Raw genomic sequence first — 20,756 nt, forward strand, 5'->3', positions numbered from 1 at the left:
GCATTCCGGTCACGAGTAGACCGTCAGCCGGAGTCGGGAAGCCGACCATGCCCAGACGGGTTCATAGGAGATGTGTGCCAGCCGTCGGTTACGGGCGGCCGAGTCCATGATCCGTTCGATGTCGTGCTGCTGTTGCGGCGAGAGGAATCCCCAAAACAGACTGTGCCAAACGACGGTATAGACGTGCCGACTACGGGGGCGTTCACGCATCTGCTGCGCCAGCCATTCGACGGCGTCGGCCTTGTCGACGGTCAGTCCGGGGTCGGTAGCCGCCAGGGCCAACGCATCGTCCAGTTCCATGCGGTTGATGTCGCGCTCGATCGGCAAACAGGACCGGAGCACCATGGCGTCCTCGGCATTTCCCGCGTCACGCGGAGCGAGGTCGCAGCCAGCCCGGTCCACAATCTCGAACTGTCCCGGCCGGCGTCCTCTGGTCGCGAGCCGTACCGGCGAATTCTCGTCACCCCACTGCCAGCCGTCACCAAACCACCAGTAACGGTCGACGAGAAGGTTCAGACCCGCACAGGCACCCAGTTCAAGCAATTGCACCTTCGGCGCGGCGAGCATGCTCAACCCGTTGAGCAGGGTGGCCGCGCGTCCGGGCTGGTGCTGCTGAACGGGTCGATCCAGGGCTGCGCGGATCTCACGTGGGTGACCGAGCACGACCGCCCGAAAATGATTCCATAGCTCGTCGCACCAGGCCGGGTCATCCCGCCGACTCTCGTGGTGTCGAAAGTGCTGCTCCATGTCGGGCGCCAATCCGGCGAGGATCAGCCAGTGCACGCCGGCAAGGGCACGCGTGGCAAACAGAGGAGTGCCCCAGTCCGGATGGCCGGAAATAGCGCGAGCGACGTCACCACCGGACTCGATATCGTCCGTTATGCGGGCCACTATCTGCGCGGAGATCGGCGCGTAGGACCTCATGCCGGCGGCGAGCGTCCGCAGTTGCTCGATCCGGGCGGCCGGGAGGGGCTGCCAGGCCTTCATGTCGACGATCCGATCAGCGCCGCGTCCGCACTGCTGACGACCATCCAACTGACGAGGTCGCGGTGCTGCGACGGCGGGGCGACCTGGTCAAGCAGCCGGATTAGCTGGTCGCGGACGCGCCTGACCCGGCGGTCGTAGCCGCTGCGCACCTCGGGCAGGCGTAGCGCCTCCTGCACATCGTCATAACTGGCCCGGTCGGTGCCGGCCCGCTCGTACGAGGCCCGGAAATCGGCTTGTCGGCCCGCCGGCAGGGTGTCCATGGCGTGCGCGGCCAACAACGTCCACGTCCCGTTGGTCACGTCGGTGTTTGACGGCGCCCCGTCTGCGGCGCGATCGTTGGCAAGTTGACGCAGTACGCCGAAGAGTCGGCCGAACAACCGCCACGCGTTCTGCTGGCCTGGGTCGAGTCCGGCCAGTTGGGCAACCATCGCCGTGTCGCGGCCATAGGCCGCCCCCGATTTACCGACGTAGCTCGTCATCACCGACTTCCACGTGGCCACACCCGGCGTGACGTCGCTCAACTGGCCTCCCGCCGACTTCAGGTTGGTCAGCGTCAGCTCATAGGCCCACATTCGCTCGAGCGTCGCGTTTCCGGCCCGCAGGCGGACGATCTCCTGCGGCAGGACGGTCAGGCAGGCGATGCTCGCCACGGTGATCGCTGAGACCGGCAGGCCGAACGCGCCGACGTTGAGCTGCCCGTCCATCGCGTCGTCGAGCGTTTCCGCGCCCGCCCACCAGATCCTGGAGAGCAGGCAGACGGGCTCCGCCCGACCCGGGTCACCACTCACCGCTCCCATGAGGGCAGCACAGAGCAGCCGGAAGACACTTTCCGTACTCAAATCGTTGTCCACGATTCTGAGGCTGGCGTCGCGCAGGCCCGCATCATCCGCGCAGATCAGTTGAATAACGTCTCGCGTAGCCGGGGAGAGGGCACCCCGAAATTCCACTAGATCTTCGTAGGCCATCGAGACATCTTTGACAACCATCGACTATGGTCCTTTTTTTACGTCGGGGAACAGGGCTTCGTGCCCTGTTCCCCGATTGCCGGGCCTATCAGCAGTTGCCGGTGCCGTTACCGCCGCCGGCACTTTCGCAACGGAAGTCGTAGACCTCGAACATCTCGGCGTCCTCGGCGGACTCGGTCCACGCGCCGTCGAGCAGCTCCCGGACCTCGTCGAGCACAACGATGTCAGCCATTTTCCCGCCCTTCATCTTCATACGCATCCCGATTGGGTGGGCCAAAACTATCTACCCCCACCCACAAGAGCAGCTCCACAGCCTCAACGCCACTTCTTCACGTCGGGGAACAGGGCTCGAAGCCCTGTTCCCCGACGTCTGGCCTATCAGGTGTGGCCGTCGTTGCTGCCGCCGCCAGTTTCGCAACGGAAGTCGTAGACCTCGAACATCTCGGCGTCCTCGGCGGACTCGGTCCACGCGCCGTCGAGCAGCTCCTGAACCTCGTCGAGCACAACGATGTCAGCCATTTTCCCTCCCTTCTCCTTCATAAGCATCCCGATTGAGCGGGCCAAGATTATCAACGCTCCCATTGCCCCGCAAGATCTTCGTCATGGGTTCACAGATGAATGAAATGTGATCGATATGTTCACCAAAGAGTAACCCATTAGCCGCCCGCCGCTTCTCCCGGCGAACGAATGCGTCGGTGTTTTGCTGACAAAAGGTGCAACAATATGGTGCCCGTTGGCTCGGGGTACCTGGACAATCACAAAACGTCAACGGACGCGTGCCAAACGCCGTACACCCACACCAGTGCCAAATTCTCAGATGTTGAGGTAGTACGTATCTGCATTGTCCGTCGTGGCTGGTCAAGGCCCTGGTCTGGTGATTGCGTCACCACAGGTCGCGGGCGATGGCGGCGGCGTGGTCGAGGGCGTCGGCGGTCGAACTCAGCTACACCCGCACCGAGCAGGACTGGCTCGACGGCTTCGTCGCCCACCGGCGCCGCGTCCGGCGTCCTTGGCTGATCCCGGTACTGATCGTCGCCGCGGCCGGCGGGCTCGTTGTCTCGAACGACTTTCGGGCCATGTCGGCGACGGCGTCGCAGTCCTCGCCGTGGTGGCACTCACCGCCGTCGGGCTCGGGCTGCTGCTGTTCCGGCTCCTCATCGCCGCCCGCTGGGTCTATCGCTGGCCGGTACGCATGCTCACGCGTGGAAATCCCTGGCTGTCCGAGTCCATCCGAGCCATCGTGGATGGCACCGGGTTGCGTCTCACCAGCGCAAGTCGGAGCGAAACCGATCCGGCGCCGCTGCGGGCGTTGCTGGAAACCCACTGCCACCAGAGCGTCTGATCGAGCAACCCGGCAGCGCCCGCCAGGCCCGGACTGACGCCGATGCGGCGTGACTCCCCACACACCGGGAACGTCGTTCGGCTTCTGAGCGTTGGCGAGCGACAGAATCACCACTGGATGTCGGCTCATCGGGCCACCCCCGTCTCGACCCTTTTCCGCTGCCCACCGTCGGGCACCAGTTCCCGCAGAGAGATCGAGATGATGAAACAACTGGCCGACAAGACCTCCCCGGACACCGTGCGCGAAGAGGTCCTGCCCGGCGACCTGATGACGAACCGTCAGCGGGCACGGCTCGTCATCGTGCTGGGCGCCCTGATCGCCATCGGGCCGCTGACCATCGACATGTACCTGCCGGCGCTGCCCGCCATCACGGCGGGCTTGCAGACCACCGAGACCGCGGTGCAGTTGACGCTGACCGGCACGCTGGTCGGCCTCGCGTTGGGTCAGTTGCTGATCGGGCCGCTCTCCGACGTGGTCGGGCGACGGGTGCCGCTGTTGGCCGGTCTGGCTGCGCACATCCTGGCGTCCGTCCTCTGCGTCTTCGCGCCCAACATCGGGGTGCTCGGCGGGCTGCGCGTACTCCAGGGGCTTGGTGTCGCGGCCGCCACCGTGGTCGCGACGGCCGTGGTCCGCGACCTGTTCAGTGGCGCGTCCTTCGCCCGGATCTTCTCCCGGCTGATGCTCGTCATGGGCCTCGCGCCGATCCTCGCGCCGACCCTGGGCAGCGCCCTGCTGAGCTGGACCGACTGGCGGGGCGTCTTCGCCGCGCTGGCGGTGCTGGGCGCACTGCTGATCGTCGTGGCCGCGTTCCGGCTCCCGGAGACCCTGCCGGTGACGCGTCGGCGGCACGGCGGGGTGAGCGCCACCCTGCGCGACTACCGGGGGTTGCTCAACGACCGGGCGTTCGTCGGCCTGGTGCTGGTCGCCGGCCTGGCGATGGCGGCCCTGTTCGCGTACGTCTCGGGTTCGTCGTTCGTGCTCCAGCAGGAGTACGGCCTGGACGAGCAGCAGTTCGGTGTGGCTTTCGGGGCCGGCGCGGTGGGCCTGATCGGGGCCACCCAGTTCAACGTGCGGCTGCTGCGCCGCTACACCCCGCAGCAGATCCTGGTCAGCGCCCTGATCGCCGGGACGGCGGCCGGGCTGCTGCTGGTCATGTTCGCGGCGACCGGCTTCGGTGGCCTCGGCACCCTGCTCGCGTCACTGTGGCTGGTGCTGGCCGCCGCCGGCCTCGCCCTGCCGAACGCTCCGGCGCTGGCCATGAGCCGGCACAGCGAGGCCGCCGGCACCGCCGCGGCGCTGCTCGGCGCGGTGCAGTTCGGCATCGGTGCGTTGTCGGCGCCGCTGGCGGGTCTGTTCGGCACCGGGAGCGTACCGATGGCGATCGTCATCGCGGGCGGCATGGCCGCCGCGCTGATCGTCATGCTCCTCGTCGTGCCTCGCGCCAGCCTCGGCACGGTCGACCCGGAGCTGGCGGTCGCGCTGCACTAGGCGCGGACTCGACGTTCTCCGCAGGAGAGCGGGCGGGCCGGTCACCCGGCCCGCCCGACGATCAGCGGGTCTCGGTGGTGTCCTCCGCGCGCGGCTGACCGCGCGGCGGGGCGGACCAGGGTGATTCGCCACCCACCCGACGGGGCAGCGGCTCGGTCGGTGTCGAGTCGCCCGGGTAACCCAGAGTGAGGGGCGCGGTGTCGCGCTCGGCGGACTGCGGGGGCGGCCAGTCGGTCAACGTGAACTCGTCGGTGCGGGGGCCGCCGTCCGACGTGGGGGTGGGTGCCGTGGCCGGATCGGTCGCCGGGCTCGGCCACTGCCGCCAACGCTGCCTGCTGAAGGTCGCCATCAGCAGCAACAGGCCGATCAGGAACAGCGTGCCGTTCTCCACCGGCAGCCGCAGCGGCAACGGGTCGCCGAACACCTTCCACTCGTGCGGGATCGCGTCCCGCACCGAGAAGGGCGCCACGAACATCCCGATGTACGGGGTGACCAGCAGCGCCCCGGCCACCAGCGGGCCCAGCGGCGAGACGCGCAGCGTGCCGAGCAGGCCCAGCAGGACACCGCCGACACCGAGGTACACGGCCGGCTCGATCAGGTTGGCGGTGTTGAACGTGCCGATCTCCACCCAGCGGTCGACCGTCCGGCTCGACCCGTCCTGCCCCAGTGTGACCAGCACCCAGGTGATGGGCGCCACCACCAGCCCGGCGAGGAAGCTCCAGAGATGTCGCATCCGCGCACCGTACCGTTTTCGACATGACTGAGCACCTCTCCGCCGCTCCGATCGGCAAGCCGACGTCGTACTCGCGCGTCACTCTCAGCAAGATCATGACCGCGGTGGACGTGAACCTCTACGGCACCGTGCACGGCGGGGTCCTGATGAAGTTCGTCGACGATGTGGCCGGGGCGGCTGCGGCCCGACACAGTGGCGGCACCGCGGTGACGGCGGCGATCGACGAGATCGTTTTCTCCGAGGCGGTCCGGGTCGGCGACCTCGTGCACGCGCACGCTCAGGTCAACTGGACCGGTCAGACCTCGATGGAGGTGGGCGTGCGGGTGGTCGCCGAACGGTGGGATTCGGCCGAGGACGCCCCGGTCCGGGTGGCGACGGCGTACCTGGTGTTCGTCGGGGTGGACGTCGGTGGGGCGCCGCGGGCGGTCCGGCCGGTGCTGCCGGAGACGGCCGAGGACGAGCGCCGGTACAAGGAGGCGGAGATCCGCCGGGCACATCGGCTGGCCCGCCGCCGCGCCATCCAGGCCCACCGCGCGGGCTGACCCACATGAGGTGGCGGGGTGGAGTGTGGGACGGGCACGCGTCGGTTGGCCGACCCGGTGCGCAGAATGGCGCTTCGAGGTAGGGCAAGATGGCGCCACGGCCCAGTCACAGTGGCGTGTCGGGCCGGGGGAGGGTGGAGCAGTGGGTGACATGCTGTGGGCGCCGCCGACGGATGTTCGTGAGCGGTCCCGGATCGGCGCCTACCTGCGCTGGCTGCGGGAGCACCGCGGGTTGGACTTCGCCGACTACGACGAGCTGTGGCGCTGGTCCACCACCGATCTGGACGGGTTCTGGCGCTCGATCTGGGACCACTTCGAGGTGATCGCGCACACCCCGCCGACCGCCACCCTGGCGGAGCGGGGCATGCCCGGCGCCCGTTGGTTTCCCGGAGCCACGCTCAACTACGCGGAGAACGTGCTGCGGATGCCGGGGCGGGCCGACGACGATCCGGTGGTGATCTCCCACGGGCAGACGCGACCGCCGGTCACGCTGACCGCCGGGGAGCTGCGCGAGCAGGTCCGCCGGGTGTCGGCCGGGCTGCGCCGGCTCGGCGTCACCGCCGGTGACCGGGTGGCGGCGTACGCCCCGAACATCGCCGAGACGTACGTCCTGCTGCTGGCCACCGCCAGCCTGGGCGCGATCTTCTCGTCCTGCGCGCCCGAGTTCGGCACCCGCAGCGTCACCGACCGCTGGCAGCAGATCGAACCGACCGTGCTGGTCGCCGTCGACGGCTACCGGTACGGCGACAAGCCGGTGGACCGGCGCGCCGAGGTCGCCGCGATCCGGGCCGCCCTGCCGTCGCTGCGGCACACCGTCCGCATCGCGTACCTCGACCCGGAGGGCGCTGCCGGTGGCGGTCCGGCCTCCGCTCCGGCGGACGGCACGTCGGACGGCATGTTGAGCTGGGCCGACGTGGCCGCGCCCACCGACGAGCCGTTGACGTTCACGCCGGTGCCGTTCGACCACCCGCTGTACGTGCTCTACTCCTCGGGCACCACCGGGCTGCCCAAGCCGATCGTGCACGGCCACGGCGGCATCCTGCTGGAGCACCTGAAGATGCTCGCCCTGCACCACGACCTGGGCCCGGCCGACCGGTTCTTCTGGTTCACCACCACCGGCTGGATGATGTGGAACTTCCTGGTCTCCGGCCCGGCGGTGGGCGCGGCCATCGTGCTCTTCGACGGCAACCCCGGCCACCCCGACCTCGGTGGGCTGTGGCGGCTGGCGGCGGAGACCGGCACCACCTACTTCGGCACGTCCGCGCCGTACCTGTTGGCCTGCCGCAAGGCCGGGCTGGTCCCCCGGGAGGTCGCCGACCTGTCGGCGCTGCGCGGTGTGGGCTCCACCGGTGCGCCGTTGCCCGCCGAGGGCTTCCGTTGGGTGTACGAGACCGTCGGCGACCACCTCCAGCTCCAGTCGCTCTCCGGCGGCACCGACGTGTGCACCGGCTTCGTCGGTGGGGTGCCGCTGCTGCCGGTGTACGCCGGTGAGATCGCCTGCCGCGCGTTGGGCGCGAAGGTGGAGGCCCGGTCCGCAGACGGAACGCCGGTCATCGGCGAGCTCGGCGAGCTGGTGATCACCGAGCCGATGCCGAGCATGCCGGTGGGCTTCTGGAACGACCCGGACGGCACCCGCTACTCCGAGGCGTACTTCGACGTGTACCCGGGTGTTTGGCGGCACGGTGACTGGATCACGATCAACGAGCGGGGTGGCTGCGTGATCACCGGGCGCTCCGACGCGACGCTCAACCGCGGTGGCGTACGGCTCGGCACCGCCGAGTTCTACTCCGTGGTGGAGGGGCTCGACGAGGTCGTCGACTCGGTCGTCGTCCACCTAGAGGACGACGAGGGCGGCGCCGGTGAGCTGCTGCTCTTCGTGGTGTTGGCCGAGGGTCTGGAGTTGGACGACCCGATGCGCACCAAGATCTGCCGCGAACTGCGGACGGCGCTCTCACCCCGACACGTGCCCGACGAGATCCATCAGGTGCGGTCGGTGCCTCGTACCCTCTCGGCGAAGAAGCTGGAGGTGCCGGTCAAGAAGATCCTCACCGGCACCCCGGTCGACCAGGCGGCGGCCAAGGGTGCCCTGGCCAACCCGGAGTCCCTGACCGCGTTCGCCGCCCTGGCAAAGTCCCGCCCCCAAGCCTGACCCGCCCGCCCGCACCTCCCCGCGATCTTGCAGTTTCTGTTGCCGAGATGCGTGGATTGCCCCTTAGGTCACGACAGGAAGTGCAAGATCGCGGGGTGGGGTGGGGGTGGGGTTCAGGGTAGGGGTTGGGTCACTTTTTCGGTGGTCAGGCGGGAGGCCAGGCGGGCTGGGTCCTGGTTGGCGCTGAGGACCACGGTGGCGGCGCGGGTCAGCGGAGCCAGGAGCCAGTCGACCGGGTCGGGGTAGCGGGTGGCGTCCACGAGGACCCGTGCGCCGGCCTCGATGCCCAACTCGGTGGCGCGGGCCTCGGCGCGAGCCAGCAGGTGCGCGTCGGTGGGGCCCGGACCGGGTCGCGGGGTGAAGTGGTCACCGTGGCGGCGTACCTCGACCACGTAGTCGGCGAACCCGGGCGGCACCTGCCGGAGTGGGGCGGCGAGCGGGGCCAGCCCGAGGGCGTACCGCTCGTCAGCGGACCAGGACTGCGCCTCGTCGAACTGGTCCACGGCGGCGAAGAGCACGTCCACGTCGCCCGGTGTGTCGACGACGCTCAACTTGGCCGACCAGCAGCCCAGCAGCACCGCTGCGGTCTGCCAGTGCGGCGGCAACAGCACGCCGGCCGGGGTGCCCGGTGCGAGGCCGACCTCGTCGACGAGAAGGTTGGCGGTCTTCGCCACCCAGTTCGCCAGTGTGGCGCCGGAGAGTTCGGTGCGGTCGCCGGTGGCGTCGTCGTACCAGGTGAGCAGCGGTCTGGTCGGGTCGGTCGCGATCGCGTCGGCGAACACCCGGGCAATGTTGTCGGCCATCGGCGCGAACGATACGCCCCTGCGGGCCGTACTCGATGACGATGACAAGTCGGCGTACCGTCGGGTCGCAGTCAGCGTCGGGCCCACGCCCCGGCGTAGGCTTTACCCCCGGAGTGTTGTTCCCCACAGACCCGCCAGTACAAGGAGTCGCCCCGTGACCGCCGGTCGCCCGCCCCGCGTGCTCATCGACGCCACGAGTGTCCCCGCCGACCGTGGTGGTGTCGGTCGATACGTTGACGGTCTGCTCGGCGCCCTCGGCAAGGTGTGCGGGTCGGGGGTGGAGCTGGCGGTGGTCAGCCTCCGCACCGACCAGGAGCGTTACACCCGCATGCTGCCCGGCGCGGAGATCATCCCCGCTCCGGCCGCCGTGGCGCACCGCCCGGCCCGGCTCGCGTGGGAGCAGACCGGCCTGCCGCTGCTCGCCCAGCAGGTGGGCGCACACGTGCTGCACTCGCCCTTCTACACCTGCCCGCTGCGGGCCGGGTGTCCGGTCACGGTCACCGTGCACGACGCGACGTTCTTCACCGAGCCGGAGCATTACGACAAGTCGCGCCGCACGTTCTTCCGCAGCGCCATCAAGACCTCGCTGCGCCGCGCCGACCGGGTGATCGTGCCCAGCAAGGCCACCCGCGACGAGCTGATCCGGCTGCTCGACGCCGATCCGACCCGGATCGACGTGGCCTACCACGGCGTCGACCAGGCCGCCTTCCACGCCCCCACCGAGGAGGAGAAGGCCCGCGTCCGTGCTCGTCTGGGGCTGGGCAACAGCAGCTACGTCGCCTTCCTCGGCGCCAAGGAGCCGCGGAAGAACGTACCCAACCTGATCCGTGGTTGGGCCCGTGCGGTGGCTGACCGGGCCGACCCGCCCGCCCTGGTGATCGCCGGTGGGCAGGGGCACGACGACGACATCGACCGGGCGGTGGCCGAGGTTCCGTCGCACCTGCGCCTGCTGCGCCCCGGCTACCTGCGCTACGCCGACCTGCCGGGTTTCCTCGGTGGGGCACTGGTCGCCGCGTACCCGTCCTATGGCGAGGGGTTCGGGCTGCCGATCCTGGAGGCGATGGCGTGTGCGGCCCCGGTGCTGACCACGCCCCGGCTCTCGCTGCCCGAGGTGGGTGGCGACGCGGTCGCGTACACCTCGGAGGACCCGGAGCAGATCGGCACCGACCTGGCCGCTCTCCTCGACGACGAGCAGCGGCGGTTGTCGCTGGCGAAGGCGGGGTTCGATCGGGCCAAGGAGTTCACCTGGGAGTCCAGCGCCGAGGTGCACATCGCCGCGTGGAGTCGTGCCCGTTCCTGACCCTACGCGCCGCTGGTGGTGACCCTTGCCACTTCGGGCAGGTTCGTCGGGCATGATGTGCGGATGCTCTATGCGGTCATTCCGGCAGGTGGTAGCGGCACAAGGTTGTGGCCGTTGTCCCGCGCTGGCCACCCCAAATTCCTCCATCCGCTCACCGGCACCAGCGCCTCGCTGCTCCAGGCGACCGTGGCACGACTCGCGCCGCTGACCACACCGGAGCGGACTCTTGTGGTCACCGGTGCCGCGCACGTCGCGGCGGTGGCTCGGCAGCTGACCGGTCTGCCAGAGGAGAACATCCTGGTCGAGCCCTCGCCGCGCGATTCCTGCGCGGCGATCGCGCTGGCCGCCGCGGTGATCGCGGTGCGCGACCCGGATGCGGTGATGGGCAGCTTCGCGGCCGACCACCTGATCCGCGACCCGGACAGCTGGGTCTGCACGGTCCAGGAGGCGGTTCGTGGCGCCGAGCAGGGCCTGCTGATGACCGTCGGGATCACCCCGGCCTGGGCGGAGACCGGTTACGGCTACCTGGAGACCGGCGACCCGATCGAGGGCGTGCCGTGGCGGACGGTGGCCGAGTTCAAGGAGAAGCCGGCCGCCGAGGTCGCCGAGGCGTACGTCCGGTCCGGCCGGCACCTGTGGAACGCGAGCATGTTCGTCTGGCGGGTGGACGTCTTCCTCGCCGAGCTGGCCCGCCAGCAGCCGGCGCTGCACGCCGGGGTCGCCGCGATCGCCGCCGCCTGGGGCACCCCCGAGCAGGACGAGGTCCTGGGCGCGATCTGGCCCACCCTCCCGAAGATCTCGGTCGACTACGCGGTGATGGAGGGCGCGGCCACGGCGGGTCGCGTCGCGACGGTGCCGGGTGACTTTGGCTGGAACGACGTCGGCGACTTCCACACCCTGGGTGACGTGCTGCCGGCGGCGGACGACGCGGGCAACGTGGTGCTCGGCACCGACGCCAAGCCGGGCGTGCTGCTGCGGGACAGCTCCGGCCTGGTGGTGGTGCCGCAGTCGGGCCGGTTGGTGGCTGTCCTCGGTCTGCGCGACCTGATCGTGGTGGACACCCCGGACGCGGTGCTGGTCTGCCCCCGCGACCGGGCCCAGGATGTCAAGGCCCTGGTCGACGAGCTCAAGGAGCGAGGCGAAGAGGGCTACGTCTGAGGGCGGCGAGGGCCGGTGCGACCAGTTGCCTGGTCCCACCGGCCAGTGGCTCGGGCAGCTGGTCCGGGGGGAACCAGCCCAGCGCCTCGGCCTCGTCGCTGACCTGTTCCACAGCGGCGGCCGGGGCGAGCACGGCGAACCGGATGTCGTGGTGCGCAGAGCCGCCCTGGCACTGCACCTGGTGGACGTCCAGGTCGATCGGCACCGGGTCGATGCGCAGGCCGGCGATGCCGGACTCCTCGGTGGCCTCCCGGAGCGCGGCGGCGACCAGGGTCTGGTCGGTCGGCTCGCAGTGCCCGCCGAGCTGCACCCAGCGCCCGAACTTGCCGTGCAGGCAGAGCAGCACCCGCGAGCCGGTGGAGTCGAGCACCAGCGTGCTCGCGGTGAGATGCCCGGGGCGGTGTTGCCGGCTCATCGCGACCGGGCCGGCGGCGAGCAGCGCGAGGGTCCGGTCCCGCGCACTGGCGGCGGCCGGGCTGGTGGGCTGCCAGCCTTCGAGCAGCGCGGTGGCGTCGGCGTGCAGCGCCGCGTACGTCTCGGGGTCGGTCGGGTGGGCGGTCGGGCCGGTGATCACGGTGTCGGGCACCCCGCCACTGTACGAGCGTGTGCTCCGTACGCTGGCCCGGTGACCTTGCGACTCGTCGAATTCGTGGTGGCCGGTAACGAGGCCAGCGATCTGTTGCCGGTGCGGTCGGCGGCGCTGCTGCGCGCGTACCGTGCGCGGCGGGGCTTCTGGACCGTGCTGGACGAGGGGCCGGTGGAGCGCTGTCTCGCGCTGCTGTTGGAGCAGGAGGACGGCGAGTGGACGGCCCGGCACGTGCGGGCGGACGCCGGCGGGGAGAACGGGCGGACCGAGGATGGCGAGGCGCTCGCCCACCACGACGGCTGGGTGTACGTCTTCGGCTCCCATTTCGGCTCGAAGGCCGGCCCGCTGCGACCCCGGCGTGCCTTCGTGGCCCGGTTCCGCGAGGACGACGCGGCGGCCGGGCCGGTGCCGGTGCAGGTGGTGCGCAACTCGTTCCGGTTGCACCGGGCGGTGAACGACGCGCTCGCCGCGTCGCCGCTGACCCTGCTGCCGGCGGGGGAGCGGGTCCGGGCCCGGTTCATCGTGCAGACATTGGCGCGGGGGACCGTGCGGGAGAAGAGCTGGGTGAGCCGGTTGGCCCCGGACGACCTGCCGTTGAACGTGGAGGCGGCGGCCTTCACCCCGGCCGGGACGGTGCTGCTCGGGCTTCGGTTCCCGGTCACCGACGCCGGTGAGCCGATCCTGGTCGAGGTGGCTGACGTGCCGGGCATGTTCACCGCCGAGCCGACGTGGCCGCGGGCGTTGGGCGCGTACGTGTTGACCGGGGTCACCCCGCCGGGGCAGCTGACCGGTTTCCGCGCGATCACCCCGACGCCGGACGGCGGGTACGCGGCAGTGGTCGGCTCGATCGACGCGCTGGGCAAGGGATCGGTCCTGCTCGACGACCATCCGGGCGGGGGTGACGTCACCTCCCGGCACGTCCGCTTCCGGCTGCCCGTCGGTGCGTCGGGCGACGGGGGCCGGCTGGTCGGGGAGGCGGTGGCGGACCTGGCGCCGTTTCATCACGTCGAGGGGCTGGCCGAACTGGACGGCAGGCCGTTCTACGTCACCGATGAGGACCACCGGGTCGCGCTCTGGGTCGGCTGAGCCGGGCGCGGTGCCGGCGCGGGGGGCGGATGACCGGACGGCACCTCTGCGGAGCAAGGGCCGCAGACCCTCGTGGTGCCGTCCGATCACCGGGGCCTCCCCGGTCCCGGTGCCCCGGCAGTGCGAGCGTCCAGGACGCGCGGCGCCGTGTTCGGGCATTGGAAGCATGCCGAACCGGCCCCGGGGGCGTCGAGGTTTTTCAGTCCAGGCTTAAAGATGGAGATTACTGCCGGCCAGGTAGAGTCGAACGGTCATCCGGCACCCCCCTGCCGGCGACACGGGAGCGCTCCATGCTGAAGATCCACTTTTCTGGCGAGGACATCCTCCGGACCCGGGTGGCGCCGGCGGCGGACCCGGTCTGGGAGCTGGTCCTCAGCTTGCACGTGCTGCGGGGCCGCACCCGCGATCCGCTGACCGCCAACTGGCGACGCAGCGTGGCCCGGGAGCTTCGCCAGGACGCCGCCTCCGAGCAGCTGCGCCTGCTCTTCGCGTTGAGCCCGCCGCGCGGCTACTTCCCCGACTTCCTCACCCCGTACGCCAGCGTCGACGGCTTCGAGGCCGGGCTGGACGCGCTCCGCCGTACTCCCGCCGAGCTGCTGCACCGGGACCTGAGCGTGCTGGCCGCCGAGAATCAGCTGCCCTCCTCGGCGGCCGCGCTGGCCCGGGGCGAGGCGGCGGTGCTGCACCACCTGGCCGAGTCGATGGAGCAGTACCGGTCGCTGGCCATCAGCCCGTACTGGAGCCGGATCCAGTCCGCGGTGGCCGCGGACCGCGCGCGCCGGGCGCGGGCGCTGCTCGACGGCGGGGTCGAGGGTCTGCTCACCAGCCTCCGGCCGGCGATGCGCTGGGAGAGCGGGGTACTGGAGGTGCGCAACTACCCGCACAGCCGGGAGCTGCACCTGGACGGCCGTGGGCTGCTGCTCGTGCCGTCGTTCTTCTGCGCGGCCACCCCGGTCGCACTGCTCGACCCGGCGTTGCCCCCGGTGCTGGTCTACCCGGTGGACCGGCTGGGCGGGCTGGTGCCGGCCGACGCCACCGGAGCGTCCCCGTCCGGCGCTGCCCGCGAATCACTCGCCGCGCTACTCGGCCGCACCAGGGCCGCGGTGTTGCAGGCCAGCGACGAGGGCTGCACCACCGGCGAGGTGGCCCGCCAGCTGAACATCTCACCGGCGGCGGCGAGCCAGCACGCCACCGTGCTGCGCAACGCCGGCCTGCTGGTCAGCCACCGCGAACGCAACAGTGTGCTGCACACGTTGACCCCGCTGGGCCGGGCCATGCTGGACACGTGACCCGGCCGTCGCGCACCCGGCGAGCGCGGCGCTCACCGGCTACAGGGCGAGCGCGGCGCTCGCCGGGCTGCCCGGGGGTGGTGGCAACAGGGTCGACCCGACGCCCTCGGCGGCCAGGGCGACGCGCAACCGGTGCAGGTCCGCGCCGAAGCGGACCAGACCCATCGGCTCGACCGGCGTCGGGGCCGAACCGAGCAGCAGGGCCGCGCCATCCGGCCACCCGGGCATCTCGGCGACCAGTCCGGCGCGTACCTCCGCCTCGTCGACCAGGGTGAAGACCGTGCCGGGGGCGACCACCCCGGCCACCGCGTCGATCGCCCGTCGCACCGCGGCCAGGTCGGCCGGCGTCGGGCCAGGACCATCGGCCAGGGTGGCGGCGGCGGCCAGCCCGGCGGTGCGGGCCTCGGCGGTACCGAGCGAGAAGAGGTCCTGCGCGGCGTCGCGAATCAACGCCCGCGCGCCACCGGTGTCGTCCGGGCTGCCGGCGGGCAGGTAGCCCCGCACCACGGCGACGGGGACCTGATCGCACTTGCCCTTGATCAGTTCGCCGGCACCCGCCAGCTCGTCCACGACGGCCATCTGGGTCAACTGCAACTCGTTGCCGTACGGGTCGGTCTCGCCCCGGTGGTCGCGGATGGCCGGCATCCCGGCCACGCCGAGCGCCACGTCGGTGAGACCGTTGCGCCAGGGCCGGCCCATCGTGTCGCTGATGATCACGGCCACGTCCAGGTCGTAGCGCTCCCGCAGCGCGTCGCGCAGCGCCCGCGCCGAGGCGTCCGGGTCGACCGGCAGCAGCACCAGCTGGGTCTTGTCCACGTTCGACGCGTCGATCCCCGCCGAGGCCATCACGAAACCGTGGTGGGTCTGCACGATCCGGGTCGCCCCCCGGCTGGCGACCACCCGGGCGGTCTCACCGGCCAGGATCTCGTCGCGTGCGGTCAACCGTTCCGGCCCGTCCGCCGGGACGTCGACCAGCCGCCCCTCCGCCTTGGAAACAATCTTGCTGGTCACCACCAGCACGTCGCCGCTGCGCAGCCACGGCGCGGCGGTCGCGATCACCGCGGCGAGATCGTCGCCCTCGGTCACAGGGCCGATGCCGAGCACCGGCAGAATTTCGAGCCTCACGTCAACTCCACCGCGGCGCGGACCATGGCCGCCGTCGCCGCCTCGTCGGTCATCCGCAGCGGCACCGCGCGGACCGTCACCTCGGGCACCACCGTGCCGGCGTCCTCCTCGGCGACCAGCCACCCGTCGAGCAGGCCACCGCTCGCCCGGCCGCCGTACAACCGGCCCACCCCGGCCGCGCTGCACTCGACACCGAGCACCTCCAGGCAGCGGTCGGCCATGCCCCGCACCGGTGCTCCGCCGATGATCGGCGACACGCCCACCACCGGCGCCGGGCCGTCGGCCACGGCCGCCCGCAACCCCGGTACGGCCAGCACCGGCGCGACGCTCACCACCGGGTTGCTGGGCGCGATCAGCACCAGGTCGGCCGAGGCGATCGCGTCCAACACCCCGGGCGCGGGTTTCGCGGTTTCCGCGCCCACGAAGACGAAGCGGTGGGTGGGGATGTCGGCGCGGTACCGCACCCACCACTCCTGGAAGTGGATCGCCCGCTGGCCCTGCTCGTCCTGCACGTCACCCGCGCTCTCCGCGGCCGTCGACTCACCCTTCCCACTCACGATGGCGTGGGTCTCCAGGCGGTCGTCCGTCGCCGGCAACAGGCGCACGCCCGGCTGCCAACGAGTGGCCAGTGCCTCGGTGACCGCGCTCAACGGGTAACCACCGTTGAGCATGGTGCTGCGGACCAGGTGGGTGGCGATGTCCTTGTCGCCGAGGCCGAACCAGGTCGGCTGCGCCCCGTACGCGGCGAGCTCCTGCTTGACCGTCCAACTCTCGCCGACCCGACCCCAGCCCCGTTCCGGGTCTGCGCCACCACCGAGCGTGTACATGACGCTGTCCAGGTCGGGGCAGATCTTCAACCCGTGTAACCACAGGTCGTCGCCGACGTTGACCACGGCGGTCACCTCCGCGCCGACGTCACGGGCGTACGCCCGGACGCCGAGCAGGAACCGGGCGCCGCCGATGCCGCCGGCCAGAACCACGATGCGCATGTCGACCATCCTCGCGCACGTGACGCCTCCGATCCGTCGGTGGCCCAGGAGACTAGGCTCACGTGCGCCCTGTCCGTTCATGCCCCGAGGGGGAGCTCGTGACCAGCCCCGCCGAGCCCGCGTCCTCCGACGCGACGCAGGCCCGTCAGCTGACCAAGCCACTACGTGAGCTCGCCGCGCTCGCGCTGCTGGGCGCCAACGCCGTGTTCCTCTTCGTGGGCCTGCTCCGGTTCATCGCCCCGAACGACTACAGCTCCTTCACCGACCGCGCGGGCAGCGCCTTCTACGCGTTCGTCGGGGTGGAGGCGGTGGGTCTCCCCCTGCTGGCGGTGCTGCTGGCCACGCACATCGCCCCGGTGCTGCCGAGGGCGAAGCTGATCACGCAGGCGGCTCTCATCGAGTACGCGGTGAGCGCCCTGTTCGGCACGCTGACCATGCTGATCTGGACGGTGGGTCGCCTCGCCGAGGCCGAGGTGCTCGACGCGTTGCTCGGTGTGCTCACCCGGTTCGCCTGGATGGTGATCTTCGCGATCGCCGCCTGGGTGGTCTACACCATCTGGCGCGCCCACTACTACGTGCCGCGGCCCAAGCCCCAGCCGGGCGTCTACGGCCAGCCCCAGCCGGGCTGGCCGCAGCAGCCGGGCGGTTGGCCGGCCCCGGGCCAGCCCGGCGGCCAGCAGCCGGGCGGTTGGCCCGCTCCGGGCCAGCCGGGCGGCTATCCGCAGCCGGGACAGCCGGGTGGTTACCCGCAGGCCGGCCAGTACGGCCAGCCGTCGCCGCCGTTCCAGGCCCCACAGTCGGCTCCGCCGCACCCGCAGTCCGCCCCGCCGATTCCGCAGTCCGCCCCGCCGCACCCGCAGTCCGGGCTCCCGGCGAACCCGGCCCCCCAGTCGGCACCGCCGTCCCCGGCCGCGCCCCCGTTCGGGCAGCCGCCGTCGGCCGACCCCACGCAGGCCATCCCGCGTCAGTCCGCCGACCCGACCGAGGTCATCTCCCACCCCACCGACCTCGACACCGACCGGACCCAACACATCAAGCCCAACGACCCCCCGGGCTCCCACCCTCGTTGATCATGAAGTTGTTGCCCGGCCGTACGGCGTGTCGTGGCAATAACCTCATGATCAGCAGGGGGACGGGTGGGGTGGGTGCGGTGGGGCGGGTACGCCCAGCGCATAGGGTGAGTGGATGGTTGATCGCATCCCGTCCGTTCCGAGCGACGCGAGCGTGCGGCGGGCCCTGGGCCGGGCCGCGACCGGGCGGGCGCTGGATGTCGACGAGGCGACCGCGCTGCTGTCCGCTCGGGGTGACGCGCTCGACGAGTTGTTGCGGGTGGCCGGGGGGATCCGCGACGCCGGGCTGCGCGACGCCGGGCGGCCGGGCGTGGTCACGTACTCGAAGAAGGTCTTCATCCCGCTGACCCGGCTCTGCCGGGACCGCTGCCACTACTGCACCTTCGCGACCGTGCCGCACCGGTTGCCGGCGCCGTTCCTGGACCGCGACGAGGTCCTCGCGATCGCCCGGGCCGGTGCCGCGCAGGGGTGCAAGGAGGCGCTGTTCACCCTGGGCGACCGGCCGGAGGAACGCTGGCCGGCGGCCCGGACCTGGTTGGACGAACGCGGTTACGACTCGACCCTGGACTACCTGCGCGCCTGCGCGGTCGCCGTGCTGGAGGAGACCGGCCTGCTGCCGCACCTCAACCCGGGCGTGCTGTCCTGGTCGGAGTTGCAACGGCTCAAGCCGGTCGCGCCGAGCATGGGCATGATGCTGGAGACCACCGCGACCCGGCTCTGGTCCGAGCCGGGCGGCCCGCACTTCGGCTCGCCGGACAAGGAGCCGGCGGTCCGGTTGCGGGTCCTCGACGACGCCGGGCGGGTCGGGGTGCCGTTCACCACCGGCATTCTCATCGGCATCGGGGAGACCCCGGCGGAGCGGGTGGACGCGCTGTTCGCGATCCGCCGCGCCCACCGGGAGTACGGCCACCTCCAGGAGGTGATCGTGCAGAACTTCCGCGCCAAGCCGGACACGGCGATGCGCGGCATGCCCGACGCGGAGCTGCACGACCTGGCCGCCACGGTGGCGGTGGCCCGGTTGCTGCTCGGCCCGAAGGCCCGGATCCAGGCGCCGCCGAACCTCATCGCCGGCGAGTACGACCTGCTGCTGCGCGCCGGCATCGACGACTGGGGCGGTGTTTCCCCGCTCACCCCGGACCACGTCAACCCCGAGCGCCCCTGGCCCCAGATCGAGGAGTTGGCCCGGCACAGCGAGCTGGCCGGGTTCACGCTGCGGGAGCGGTTGACGATCTACCCCGAGTACGTGCGCGCGGGCGACCCGTGGCTCGACCCGCGGCTGCTGCCGCACGTGAACGCGTTGGCCGACTTGAGTTCCGGCATGGCGGTCGAGTCGGCGATGCCGCAGGGGCGACCCTGGCAGGAGCCGGAGGAGACGTTCGGCGGGCGGGTCGACCTGCACGCCACCATCGACACCACCGGCCGCACCGACGACCGGCGCGGCGACTTCGACAGCGTCTACGGCGACTGGTCCGAGGTGGCCGGCAAGGTCGCCCCCGAGGCGGCCGCACGCCGTGCGGGCGTACCCCCGGCAGCGGCCGGGAGCGGGGCGGACCGGGACCTGGCGGCCGGGCTCAAGCTGGCCGCCGACGACCCGGCGGCGCTGCTCGACCCCCGGCACACCGATGCCGCGCTGGCGCTGTTCGGGGCGGACGGACCGGCGCTCGACGAGTTGTGCCGCCTCGCCGACGACGTGCGCCGCACGGTGGTCGGCGACGACGTCACCTACGTGGTCAACCGCAACATCAACTTCAGCAACGTCTGCTACGTGGGCTGCCGCTTCTGCGCGTTCGCCCAGCGCGAGCGGGACGCCGACGCGTACCGGCTCTCCGTCGAGCAGGTCGCCGACCGGGCCGAGCAGGCGTGGGCGGTCGGTGCCAGCGAGGTGTGCCTGCAGGGCGGCATCGACCCGAAGATGCCGGTCACCGGGTACGCCGACATCGTGCGCGCCATCAAGGCCCGGGTGCCCGAGATGCACGTGCACGCGTTTTCGCCCATGGAGATCGTCACGGCCGCCGCGAAGGCCGGCGTGCCGGTCCGGGAGTGGCTGATCCACCTGCGCGAGGCCGGGCTGGACACCATCCCGGGCACCGCCGCCGAGATTCTCGACGACGACGTGCGCTGGGTGCTGACCAAGGGCAAACTCCCGGCCGCCGCCTGGGTCGAGGTGGTCAGCACCGCGCATGAGCTGGGCATCCGGTCCAGCTCCACGATGATGTACGGCCACGTCGACCACCCCGGGCAGTGGCTGGCGCACTTCCGGGTGCTGGCCGGGGTGCAGGACCGCACCGGCGGGTTCACCGAGTTCGTGGCGCTGCCGTTCGTGCACACCAACGCCCCGATCTACCTGGCGGGCATCGCCCGACCCGGGCCGACGTGGCGGGAGAACCGGGTGGTGCACGCCATGTCCCGGCTGCTGCTGCACGGCCGGATCGACAACATCCAGTGCTCCTGGGTGAAGCTGGGTGACGAGGGCACGGTCGCGATGCTCCAGGGTGGCTGCAACGACCTCGGCGGCACGCTGATGGAGGAGACCATCTCCCGGATGGCCGGCTCCGACAACGGGTCGGCGCGTACCGAGGAGCAGTTGCGGGCCATCGCGAAGGCCGCCGGTCGTCCGGCCCGCAAGCGAACGACTGCGTACGGTCACGCCCGACCCTGACGTCGAACCTTTCCCCGCCGCCGGCCGTACCACGCGATGCCGGCGGCGGTCACGGCGAGGACCGCCGCCGGTGTCCCCCCAAGGGCCCGGCGGCGTCGCGAGACGGCACCGGACCCGTCCGTCTCCGCGGGCGCGCTCGCGCCGCCGCCGAAAGGTTGCCCATGACCAGTGATCAGCGGAAGCGGCAGTGGCCGCGACTGACCCGCCGGCAGACGTTGACCGCCGCGGCCAGCGCCACCCTCGGCGCCGCCGCGCTCACCGTGCCGGGCCTGTCAGCCGCGCAGAACGCCCCCGGCGCGGCCGGACGAGCCGACGAACCGATCGTCGTGCACCTGCGCGACGCCGCCTCCGGAACGATGGACGTCTTCGTCGGTGACGCCCGGATCGAGGTACGCGACCGCGGCCTGGCGGACCGGCTGCGGCGCGCCGCCCGGCGCTGACCCGACACCCGCCCCGCCATCCTGCTCCCCGCCCAGTGAGGTTGG

20 protein-coding genes are annotated in these 20,756 nt (G+C 71.5%); 11 read left to right on the forward strand and 9 right to left on the reverse strand.

What is annotated here, in order from left to right:
• Window positions 1-9 precede the first annotated feature (9 nt).
• From ACIBF8_RS02090 to ACIBF8_RS02105, 4 genes are all read right to left on the reverse strand, one after another.
• Complete coding sequence (locus ACIBF8_RS02090) at window positions 10-987, reverse strand: DUF2332 domain-containing protein (RefSeq protein ID WP_396780463.1); 978 nt, start codon at window positions 985-987, stop codon at window positions 10-12.
• Entirely contained in the window at window positions 984-1,973 is a 990-nt protein-coding gene (locus ACIBF8_RS02095; protein WP_396780464.1) for a hypothetical protein, read from the reverse strand. The genes ACIBF8_RS02090 and ACIBF8_RS02095 overlap by 4 nt, the downstream gene beginning before the upstream one ends.
• Before the next feature lie 67 nt (window positions 1,974-2,040).
• On the reverse strand, window positions 2,041-2,184 hold the full coding sequence (locus ACIBF8_RS02100) for a hypothetical protein (protein WP_396780465.1): 144 nt from the start codon (window positions 2,182-2,184) through the stop codon (window positions 2,041-2,043).
• Between the two features lie 146 nt (window positions 2,185-2,330).
• The gene (locus tag ACIBF8_RS02105; RefSeq protein WP_396780467.1) at window positions 2,331-2,471 is read right to left on the reverse strand and encodes a hypothetical protein; all 141 of its coding nucleotides are present in this window, start codon (window positions 2,469-2,471) and stop codon (window positions 2,331-2,333) included.
• Between the two features lie 589 nt (window positions 2,472-3,060).
• Between ACIBF8_RS02105 and ACIBF8_RS02110 the strand changes: the two genes are divergently transcribed.
• Together ACIBF8_RS02110 and ACIBF8_RS02115 are read left to right on the forward strand one after the other, a co-directional pair.
• Complete coding sequence (locus ACIBF8_RS02110) at window positions 3,061-3,294, forward strand: hypothetical protein (RefSeq protein ID WP_396780468.1); 234 nt, start codon at window positions 3,061-3,063, stop codon at window positions 3,292-3,294.
• Between the two features lie 198 nt (window positions 3,295-3,492).
• Complete coding sequence (locus tag ACIBF8_RS02115) at window positions 3,493-4,782, forward strand: multidrug effflux MFS transporter (protein ID WP_396780469.1); 1,290 nt, start codon at window positions 3,493-3,495, stop codon at window positions 4,780-4,782.
• 61 nt (window positions 4,783-4,843) lie between these two features.
• On the opposite strand, the gene ACIBF8_RS02120 is transcribed toward ACIBF8_RS02115, so the two are convergent.
• Window positions 4,844-5,515, reverse strand: a complete 672-nt coding sequence (locus ACIBF8_RS02120; protein ID WP_396780470.1) for a hypothetical protein — start codon at window positions 5,513-5,515, stop codon at window positions 4,844-4,846.
• A 23-nt stretch (window positions 5,516-5,538) separates the two neighbouring features.
• On the opposite strand from ACIBF8_RS02120, the gene ACIBF8_RS02125 reads away from it, so the two are divergent.
• Both ACIBF8_RS02125 and ACIBF8_RS02130 read left to right on the forward strand, forming a co-directional pair.
• Entirely contained in the window at window positions 5,539-6,057 is a 519-nt protein-coding gene (locus tag ACIBF8_RS02125; RefSeq protein ID WP_238657289.1) for an acyl-CoA thioesterase, read from the forward strand.
• 142 nt (window positions 6,058-6,199) lie between these two features.
• Window positions 6,200-8,206, forward strand: a complete 2,007-nt coding sequence (locus tag ACIBF8_RS02130) for an acetoacetate--CoA ligase (protein WP_396780471.1) — start codon at window positions 6,200-6,202, stop codon at window positions 8,204-8,206.
• Between the two features lie 113 nt (window positions 8,207-8,319).
• Here the strand turns inward: ACIBF8_RS02130 and ACIBF8_RS02135 are convergent, their stop codons facing one another.
• Complete coding sequence (locus ACIBF8_RS02135; protein WP_396780472.1) at window positions 8,320-9,009, reverse strand: TIGR03089 family protein; 690 nt, start codon at window positions 9,007-9,009, stop codon at window positions 8,320-8,322.
• 154 nt (window positions 9,010-9,163) lie between these two features.
• Between ACIBF8_RS02135 and ACIBF8_RS02140 the strand changes: the two genes are divergently transcribed.
• Window positions 9,164-10,309 carry a glycosyltransferase family 4 protein gene (locus ACIBF8_RS02140; protein ID WP_396780473.1) on the forward strand — a complete coding sequence of 382 codons (1,146 nt, stop codon included), beginning with the start codon at window positions 9,164-9,166 and terminating at the stop codon, window positions 10,307-10,309.
• 63 nt (window positions 10,310-10,372) lie between these two features.
• Complete coding sequence (locus tag ACIBF8_RS02145) at window positions 10,373-11,467, forward strand: mannose-1-phosphate guanylyltransferase (protein ID WP_396780474.1); 1,095 nt, start codon at window positions 10,373-10,375, stop codon at window positions 11,465-11,467.
• On the opposite strand, the gene ACIBF8_RS02150 is transcribed toward ACIBF8_RS02145, so the two are convergent.
• Complete coding sequence (locus tag ACIBF8_RS02150) at window positions 11,436-12,053, reverse strand: NUDIX hydrolase (protein WP_396780475.1); 618 nt, start codon at window positions 12,051-12,053, stop codon at window positions 11,436-11,438. The two genes, ACIBF8_RS02145 and ACIBF8_RS02150, sit on opposite strands and share 32 nt — an antisense overlap.
• 39 nt (window positions 12,054-12,092) lie before the next feature.
• On the opposite strand from ACIBF8_RS02150, the gene ACIBF8_RS02155 reads away from it, so the two are divergent.
• Together ACIBF8_RS02155 and ACIBF8_RS02160 are read left to right on the forward strand one after the other, a co-directional pair.
• Complete coding sequence (locus ACIBF8_RS02155) at window positions 12,093-13,139, forward strand: hypothetical protein (protein ID WP_396780476.1); 1,047 nt, start codon at window positions 12,093-12,095, stop codon at window positions 13,137-13,139.
• A gap of 290 nt (window positions 13,140-13,429) precedes the next feature.
• Window positions 13,430-14,428 (forward strand): ArsR/SmtB family transcription factor, encoded by a 999-nt coding sequence (locus ACIBF8_RS02160; RefSeq protein WP_396780477.1) that lies wholly within the window; start codon window positions 13,430-13,432, stop codon window positions 14,426-14,428.
• Between the two features lie 39 nt (window positions 14,429-14,467).
• On the opposite strand, the gene ACIBF8_RS02165 is transcribed toward ACIBF8_RS02160, so the two are convergent.
• A complete protein-coding gene (locus tag ACIBF8_RS02165) occupies window positions 14,468-15,553 on the reverse strand; it encodes a coenzyme F420-0:L-glutamate ligase (RefSeq protein ID WP_396780478.1) in 1,086 nt (361 codons plus the stop codon).
• Complete coding sequence (cofD, locus tag ACIBF8_RS02170) at window positions 15,550-16,542, reverse strand: 2-phospho-L-lactate transferase (protein WP_396780479.1); 993 nt, start codon at window positions 16,540-16,542, stop codon at window positions 15,550-15,552. Before cofD ends, ACIBF8_RS02165 begins: the two co-directional genes overlap by 4 nt.
• 98 nt (window positions 16,543-16,640) lie before the next feature.
• On the opposite strand from cofD, the gene ACIBF8_RS02175 reads away from it, so the two are divergent.
• From ACIBF8_RS02175 to ACIBF8_RS02185, 3 genes are all read left to right on the forward strand, one after another.
• Window positions 16,641-17,612, forward strand: coding sequence for a hypothetical protein (locus ACIBF8_RS02175; RefSeq protein ID WP_396780480.1), 972 nt, complete (start codon window positions 16,641-16,643; stop codon window positions 17,610-17,612).
• A gap of 115 nt (window positions 17,613-17,727) precedes the next feature.
• The gene (locus ACIBF8_RS02180; RefSeq protein WP_396780481.1) at window positions 17,728-20,271 is read left to right on the forward strand and encodes a bifunctional FO biosynthesis protein CofGH; all 2,544 of its coding nucleotides are present in this window, start codon (window positions 17,728-17,730) and stop codon (window positions 20,269-20,271) included.
• Window positions 20,272-20,432: 161 nt separating this feature from the next.
• On the forward strand, window positions 20,433-20,711 hold the full coding sequence (locus tag ACIBF8_RS02185; RefSeq protein WP_363610042.1) for a hypothetical protein: 279 nt from the start codon (window positions 20,433-20,435) through the stop codon (window positions 20,709-20,711).
• The last annotated feature ends 45 nt before the right edge of the window (window positions 20,712-20,756 follow it).

This window comes from Micromonospora sp. NPDC050276 (assembly GCF_044459545.1).
GTDB lineage: Bacteria > Actinomycetota > Actinomycetes > Mycobacteriales > Micromonosporaceae > Micromonospora.